This is a genomic window from Acinetobacter sp., from assembly GCF_036659555.1.
In the GTDB taxonomy this organism is placed as follows: Bacteria; Pseudomonadota; Gammaproteobacteria; order Pseudomonadales; family Moraxellaceae; genus Acinetobacter.
Map to the genome: position 1 here is coordinate 22,358 of NZ_JAVXCI010000029.1, position 7,431 is coordinate 29,788.

The 7,431-nt window shown below is 50.4% G+C and carries 6 protein-coding genes; 2 read left to right on the top strand and 4 right to left on the bottom strand.

Going from position 1 to position 7,431, the window contains the following annotated elements; all coding sequences use genetic code 11:
* Positions 1-147: 147 nt before the first annotated feature.
* Positions 148-1,578 carry a spinster family MFS transporter gene (locus RSA72_RS05840; protein ID WP_332621523.1) on the top strand — a complete coding sequence of 477 codons (1,431 nt, stop codon included), beginning with the start codon at positions 148-150 and terminating at the stop codon, positions 1,576-1,578.
* Positions 1,579-1,724: 146 nt separating this feature from the next.
* Here the strand turns inward: RSA72_RS05840 and RSA72_RS05845 are convergent, their stop codons facing one another.
* The 4 genes from RSA72_RS05845 to RSA72_RS05860 all read right to left on the bottom strand — a co-directional run bounded on the left by RSA72_RS05845 (position 1,725) and on the right by RSA72_RS05860 (position 6,273).
* Positions 1,725-2,189, bottom strand: coding sequence for a hypothetical protein (locus RSA72_RS05845; protein ID WP_332621525.1), 465 nt, complete (start codon positions 2,187-2,189; stop codon positions 1,725-1,727).
* A gap of 220 nt (positions 2,190-2,409) precedes the next feature.
* Complete coding sequence (locus RSA72_RS05850; RefSeq protein ID WP_332621526.1) at positions 2,410-3,678, bottom strand: GDSL-type esterase/lipase family protein; 1,269 nt, start codon at positions 3,676-3,678, stop codon at positions 2,410-2,412.
* Between the two features lie 26 nt (positions 3,679-3,704).
* Positions 3,705-4,799 carry an SGNH/GDSL hydrolase family protein gene (locus RSA72_RS05855; protein WP_332621528.1) on the bottom strand — a complete coding sequence of 365 codons (1,095 nt, stop codon included), beginning with the start codon at positions 4,797-4,799 and terminating at the stop codon, positions 3,705-3,707.
* Positions 4,786-6,273, bottom strand: a complete 1,488-nt coding sequence (locus tag RSA72_RS05860; protein WP_332632869.1) for an MBOAT family O-acyltransferase — start codon at positions 6,271-6,273, stop codon at positions 4,786-4,788. Before RSA72_RS05860 ends, RSA72_RS05855 begins: the two co-directional genes overlap by 14 nt.
* Before the next feature lie 976 nt (positions 6,274-7,249).
* Between RSA72_RS05860 and RSA72_RS05865 the strand changes: the two genes are divergently transcribed.
* Positions 7,250-7,431 (top strand): hypothetical protein (locus RSA72_RS05865; protein WP_332632870.1); only part of this gene is annotated, 182 nt, incomplete at its 3' end.

A 7,431-nucleotide genomic window follows, 5' to 3' on the forward strand; every position in this document is an offset into this window, starting at 1 on the left:
TATATAAAATTAATTGTATCCATTTAATCGGAATTGTATTGACGAAAGCTGAATTAGCCCATAAATTAAAGATAGACGATACATAACAAAAATAAAATTTAAATTAAAAGTATCATTTTATCCCACACAATCAGCACAGGAAGCTGCATGATGAATGATAAGTCTCTAGACATAGATACGGCTGAAAGGAATGCTCAGCCTCAGTCCCTGAATTTTGAACAAGCGCCTGCATCCGTATTGCCTCCCGGCACCGCAGCGCCGGAACACACCAGCGCTTATCAATGGTACGTGGTCATCATCTGCATGGTGGCGTATATTCTGTCCTTTGTAGACCGGCAGATTTTATCTTTAATGATTGAGCCGATTAAGCATGACCTGATGCTGAGTGACACGCAGTTCAGCCTGCTGCAGGGTTTAGCCTTTTCACTGTTTTACGCCTTTATGGGCGTGCCAATCGCTGCTTTGGCGGACAAAAAATCCCGGATTAAAATCATTGCAGCCGGGATTGCCTTTTGGAGCTTTGCTACAGCAGCCTGCGGCCTCAGCAAAAACTTCATTCAAATGTTCTTAGCGCGCTTAGGCGTAGGCGCAGGCGAAGCTGCGCTTTCCCCTGCATTCTATTCAATTGTTGCCGACCTATTTCCTAAAGAAAAGCTTGGGCGCGCATTAGGTGTATATGCAATTGGCGCATTCATTGGTTCAGGCTTGGCTTTTCTGATTGGCGGCTATGTGATTGGCTTGCTGAAAGATGTCAACTTTGTGATTTTGCCGGTGATTGGCGAAATTAAAACCTGGCAGCTGACCTTTATGATCGTCGGCTTGCCGGGCGTGCTGCTGGCGCTGCTGATGATTTTGACGGTGCGTGAGCCGGAGCGCAAAGGCCTGAAAGTCGGTCAAGACGGCCAAGTGATGCAAGCATCATTTAAAAACTCTGTGGCCTTTATTAAAACCCACAAAAAGACGTTCTTCTGCCATTTTATCGGCTTCTCTTTTTACACCATGATGCTGTATTCGCTGTTAGGCTGGGCGCCGGCATTTTACATGCGCAATCATGGCTTAGACGCCAGCCAAACCGGCTATATTCTAGGCATCATTATTTTAGTGGCGAATACTTCAGGCGCTTTATTCTGCGGCTGGCTGATCGACTTTTTCTCCAAGCGCGGCTGCAGCGATGCCGCGATCCGCACCGGCATGATCGGCTGTGCAGCCTTAATTGTGCCAAGCGTGCTGTTCACGCAAGTCGACAGCATGCACCTGTCATTTGCGCTGATTTTTGTCGCCATGTTCTTCTCAACCTTCCCGATTCCAGCTTCGGCGGCTGCCACGCAAATGCTGACGCCAAACCAGCTCCGCGCTCAGGTGTCTGCAAAGTTCCTGCTGACTTCCAACCTGATTGCGCTGGGTATAGGCACCACGGCTGTGGCATTAATTACCGATAAATATTTCCAGAACACCGTGATGGTGGGCAATTCAATTTCAATTGTAAACGCTGTTGCCGGCGTTATTGGGGTGTTCCTGCTGTACAGGGGCTGTCAATACTACAGGGAGAGCATGAAAGCCGAGAAACTGGCGGAATAAGGCAGCACAGATAAGACAGCATCCGCAGCATGCTGAGGCTGAGCGCCAGAACTGCAGGACTTTAAACTGCTGTTTTGGCGCGGCCTGCTTCAGCCCAAGTACTCATTACAGTTTCCGGCAGGCGCTCTGAAGTTAAATCCTTGCGCTCAGCATGTGCCGTTTCTGACAATCGAGATCAGCTCTTTTTTATAGCTGTTTGGGTCATACACATCAGCAATTTTGCATCCCTGCACATCACACTGCAGCTCAAAATCCACATGGAAGCTTTTCCCGAAGTTTTTCGCCTGCGCGCGCACCCGGCCATTCGGCAATGCTGAATATTTAATCTGATTCACGCGGACATCATAATCATTGCCTGGAATAAGCACTTGCCGCACCCACCCGCACATATCCCCTTCGTGGCGATCGGCAATCGCGTCGCGCTTTTGAATTAGATGGCGCAGCTCTGGAGATGCATGCAGCTTTATGATATCAATCCCCATCAAATCTTCATTGAGATGATCTGCATATATTTTTTTAACTGCATTGATTTTTGCCTGCTGCGGCGCATTAGCATAGCCTGCGCCTGAAGATAAAATGCATAATGCGCTTAGAACAATTTTCAGTTTCATTTTTCAACTCAAAGTATTTGATATTTAAAACTAAATACTAATCGCGATTGTTCCGCGGCGCAAGAAAAGCTGCGGGGCCATTATGCTGAAATGTGCTGAGGGAAAGCCTTTAGCCTGATGCAAAGTTCAATGCCTCATCTATAAGCAAGGCGAATGTGCAGCTAAAATAAAAGCGGTGCGGAAATACCCCGCACCGCTATTTTTCAATCAGGACGCCATGTTAGAACCTGAAGGTTTTGCAGTTTTTCCCGCCTTCTTCACAGATTTCTCCGTAGCCCAATGCGCGGGAAGAAGAAACCGGCTGCGCTGCGCCAGCATTTTGCCCTGAAGATGGATTGGAACGCATGGCGCCGGCCGGATTTCCGGCTAAATCCAGCAGATCTGCAGCCAGCATTCGGCCCAGCTTTTGATAGCCTGAAGCGGTGAAATGCACGCCATCACCGCGGGCCTCGCCCCGGCTGATCCAGCTTTTCATCGAGCATGCGCCGCCCATAGCCTGCTGCCAGTTCCACAGCATCGTGCGCTGCTGCTGCGCGACTTCAGCCTGCATTTCCTGAAAATCAGTCAGTTTATCCGGCCTGCGGCCGCATTGCCCTGCCGTGCTTTTCAGGCTTTCAGGCGCTGAAACAATCATCACCGCGCTGCCGGGGCTGGCCTGCCGGATTTCCTGAATTTTGGCGCTTAGCAGCTTTCTTGCCTGCTCAATATTCGGGTTGCCGTAAGCCTCATTTGTGCCGTAGGCCAGCACAATCAAGTCCGGCGCAATGGCGCCCAATTCTTTTTTCCAGCCACTGCTCCAGTGATTCCAGTAGCCGAGCTCTGCGCCATTAATCCCCAAAGCGGAAACGACTGCGCCCGCGCCGCTGGCATTTTTTGCCCACCAGCCGCCAATCGCGGAATCCTGCGCGCCATGCGCGGTAATGGTAAAAGGCAGCCTGGCGTTAAACTGCGCTGTCTGCCACGTGCCGTCTTTGACCCGCGCGCCAAAAGAGAAGCTTTTCCCGGAGGCGTCTACCCCGGTAAAGTCACCGGCGCCGGCAGCCTGCCTTAGGCTGACTGTCACCGCCTGCTCCTGCTCACTCTGCTTCGGCTTAATCGTCAAGGTCGCGCCGGAATAGCGCGGCACAGCAATCAGCCCGCCAAGCGCATAGTTTTGATTGCGCTCTGTCCGGCTTGAAACCGGCACCCAGCCTGAATTGTCATAGCCGTATTCCGCCAGGCGCTGGCCGGAAAAATACATCGGCATGCCCCAGCCCATGCCGCCATTGCCCAAGGCATTCTGCAGCTGTTCGCGGACAGTTTCAGTCCAGACATCCGCAGCGGTATGCGAGTCGCCCAGCTGCACCACATGCACCGAGCGGCTGTTCAGCGCCTGAATGAATTTGGCGGTATTCGGCTCATTGAAGTTGCTTAAATTGCCCGCGCTGGCGCCCATGGAGAAGGCCAGCGCTGCAGCAAAAGCAGCGAATGATTTGCGCTTATAAGACATGCTTGTTATCAATCCGGTTTTTTTCATTAATTTACAATTTTCAGATGCTTTTCAATTTCCTGCGCAATGATCTTTTGGCCGTCTGGAGAAAAATGAATCCCGTCAGCTGAACGCATTTTAATGGATTGATTATTTTTAACCAGATAATCACTGTAAACGTCATTCTTTCCGCCTAATAGCGGGCGGGTATCAATAAAGAACGCTTTGTTCTTTTTCACCTCATCCGCAATCACCTGATTTAAATAAATCATTTGCTCATTCAGCATCGGCTTGCCCATATTCGGCGGGCTAAGCCACATGACGCTGACATGCTGGCGCTGCGCCGCCTGAATGATATCGGCAATGCGCGAACGGTAAACCGCTTCCCATTGCGGCGACTTGAATTTCAGGTAGCTTCCGCCCTGTGGATTCGGCATATCCCAAGGGTCATTTGGCCCTAAAAACACCGCCAGGATTTTAATGCTCCGGTTTGACGCCAAGGTTTCTTTAATGGTTTTAGGCCAGTCGAAGAAGCCCGGATAAGACAGGCCGGTGCTTTGCTTGCTCAAGTTGACCGATTTAATCTGATAGCCCTGCTGCAGATGCTTCTGCACATGCGGCGCGACGCCCTGCATCAGCGAATCGCCGGCAAAGAAGATTTCATCGGCCTTGGTCAGGGTAAACTGGTCCAGCAGGGCTTTTTCCGCGATGGCGGCTTTTTCCTGCGCCAGCCGGATTTCTTCCAGCCTGATTTTTCTGGCGAGTTCGGCTTTAAATTCAGGCGTAAACGCATAATCGGCATTAAAGCCGTTCACCAACTGCCCATTCTGTTCCTCAATGGCGGCTTTGGCCACGCCATGCGAAGCATATAAGACATCGCCGATGCTGCCGCCCTTGGCCCATAGTGAATAATCCCCCAGCTGCATCAGCGGGCTTTCCCGGTGATAGGTCTGCTGGAAATAGGCATTGACCGAATTCTGCATGATCCAGATGCCCAGCATTCCGAAACTCAGCAGCACCGCCAGCACAAAGCAGATGCCGCGCAGGTGCGTATCCTGCGTGGCGGCGGCCTCAGGCTCCTGCTGTTCAAAGCCGTCAGGAGGGCTGACTAAATCTGGATAGTTATTATTAGAAGTTTGCATAGATAAACCCTGGAATGCCGGAAGGCGCGCAAATCACAATCAGCATAAAAATCACAAATAAAGGCACAATCACGCGGTACTGCGGAAATTTCGGATAATGCGCTTTGAGCCTTTGCCCAAACTGCCGTGCAAATGGATAAGCGATCCAGGCCACGGCCATCAGGCCCAGCAGGTACAGCGGATTGTTCAGCCACTGGACATTCATATAGTTCTGGAATAATGCCTGAAACACCTGCAGCGCTTCTTCAAACGTTTTAGCCCTGAAGAATACAAAGCAGAAGCAGACAAAATTCACGGTGACGAAAACGCTGACCGCCTTGCCCAAGAGGCTGGATTTGTAGACGGCATCCCGCGCTTCCCTGGCGCTGACCTTGTAGATTTTTTCATAGGCCTTGTCGCTGATGTTCAGCAGCACCAAAGCCAGCCCGTGAAACAGCCCCCACAGGAAAAAATTCCAGCCTGAACCGTGCCACACGCCTGACAGCACCATGGCCGCCAGCAGGTTGAACTGCGTTCTGGCAAAGCCGTGGCGGCTGCCGCCGAGCGGAATATAAATATGGTCGCGGATCCATGTCGACAGGCTGATATGCCATTTGTCCCAGAAATCGCGGATATTGTGCGCCAGCAGCGGGGCGCGGAAGTTGACCGGCAGCCTGAAGCCCAGCAGCAGGCCAAATGCGATCATCATTTCGCTGTAGCCGGAAAAATCCAGGAACAGCTGAATGGTATAGCCGTAAATCGCCGCCAATATCTCTAAGCTGTGGTATTGCAATGGATTGGCAAATACCGGGTTGACCCAGTTATCCGCCAGCCAGCCGGCGATCCACCATTTTTTAATCAGAGCGATGACTATGAGAGCCAAGGCCAAGCCGGGATAGATGATGCTCCGCGGCTCGGCGCTTCGGATCTGCGCGCTCATGCCGCAAGGCTGGTCATCAATATCGGTCAGGCCTTTTGCGCTCTGCGCGCGGGCAATCGGCCCTGCAGTGATGGTGGCAAAAAATGAAAAATGCATCAGCAGCTGCGCAAAATTGAATTTTGGCACTTCCGGCGTGTCCCGGTAGCGGCTGACCAGATAGCTGATGGCCTGGAAGGAATAGTAGGAAATACCCAGAGGCAGAATTAAATTGGCAGCCAAGCCGCTGCCGTCTAAATTCATTGCATTCAGCGAGGCGGAAACTGCGCCTTTAAAGAAGTCATAATATTTAAAGAAGCTGAGCTGAAGCAGGGTTATCACGATGCCTAAAATCAGCAGGCTTTTTTTATGGGCCTCATATCTGCTCATTAAATAAACTATTAAGTGAATAACGATGCTGAAAGCAAAGAGGATTGCTGGCGCCGCCACGCCCGCCATAAGGTAAATGACGCCGTAGCTTGCAGCCGCGATAATCAGGTTTTGAATTTGAGGCTTGGCCCGGAATGCCCAGTAAATGCAGAAAAATACAATGAATGCGAGGGCGAATTCGATGGACAAAAACGAAAACATCTTATAATAACTTATACTGAATAAAAATTTTGGCACAATATACCCTAGGCAGCAGGCTTAAACAACAGCGCTGCATCGGGAAAAACTCAGCTGCGCAGTCATCGCCTGCCCTATGGCGGCTGGGCGGAATGCCAGCCAGAATACCGGCTTGGACAGCCGATATTAAAACCAATTGATTTTTTTAATTTTTAACCGTTCATCCGCACCAGAATAAGGCTTACGTTGTCTCCTGCCCGGCATTTAATGCCTGCATAAAAATCAGTCAGCCAGACTTTCAACGGCTGCTCTGTAGAATAAACAATCTGCTCAAAGCCCGCTCTGCCAAGCGATGTGCCTTCCATCAGCAACGCATGAGCAGGCTTCAGCGGGACTGTATGAACTTTTTAAATAAAGCAGCCTTGCGCCCATGCCCGCGGAAATCGCCGCTGTCAAACAGCCTGCATCCGTCCGCTTCTATCAATAGGGCCTAGGCATCATAAGCGGAGTGATCCACTAAAAATGGCATGACTTGAAAGTCCCCTATGTTAAACGCCTGACGGTCTGCCAGAAAAGTTTTGCCCCGCAGCTTAATGTCAGGCTGGCCAGTAAACGGAATGCTAGCCTGAATAATCCGCTGCGCAGCTTTTCCGATGTAAACCACTGTTTCTGCGTGAAAATATTGGGCAAAACCATAATATTCGATATGCGCATGGGAAATGATTGCAGATAAGCGCTCTTCACCTGCCGGAATTAAATTAAGCGTATCAGGCAGATTGTTCAGCTGGCTGCCGGCTGCGTCTAAAGGCAGGCCTAAATCAATAATCAGCCTGTGCTGCTGATATTTCGGCTCGACGCATGAGCCGCCGATTTGGTTTGCGCCATAGTGTATAGCTAATTACCAAAATAGCTATTACGCACAAAACCTAATGAAAGCATATTTTATGGGAGATTATGTGTGATACGGATTTCAAAACTCAGCTATATAATGGCTAAGTTTTTTAAACGACTCCGCGAAAATCCCTTCGGCTTCGAGTTCCATAGACCCTTGTGTCAAATAAAATTTGGATACACGGGTGCGGCATGGATGCCGCACGTTGCCCATCCCTTGCGCCGCATTTTAAAGCAGTGCTTAAAACTGGCTCAGGATGCCGTGTATGGGCAACAAAA

Excerpts from the sequence above, each read along its gene's own strand:
- RSA72_RS05840 (WP_332621523.1), top strand. The coding sequence starts at position 148 with ATGATGAATGATAAGTCTCTAGACATAGATACGGCTGAAAGGAATGCT.
- RSA72_RS05850 (WP_332621526.1), bottom strand. The coding sequence starts at position 3,678 with ATGTCTTATAAGCGCAAATCATTCGCTGCTTTTGCTGCAGCGCTGGCC.
- RSA72_RS05855 (WP_332621528.1), bottom strand. The coding sequence starts at position 4,799 with ATGCAAACTTCTAATAATAACTATCCAGATTTAGTCAGCCCTCCTGAC.
- RSA72_RS05845 (WP_332621525.1), bottom strand. The coding sequence starts at position 2,189 with ATGAAACTGAAAATTGTTCTAAGCGCATTATGCATTTTATCTTCAGGC.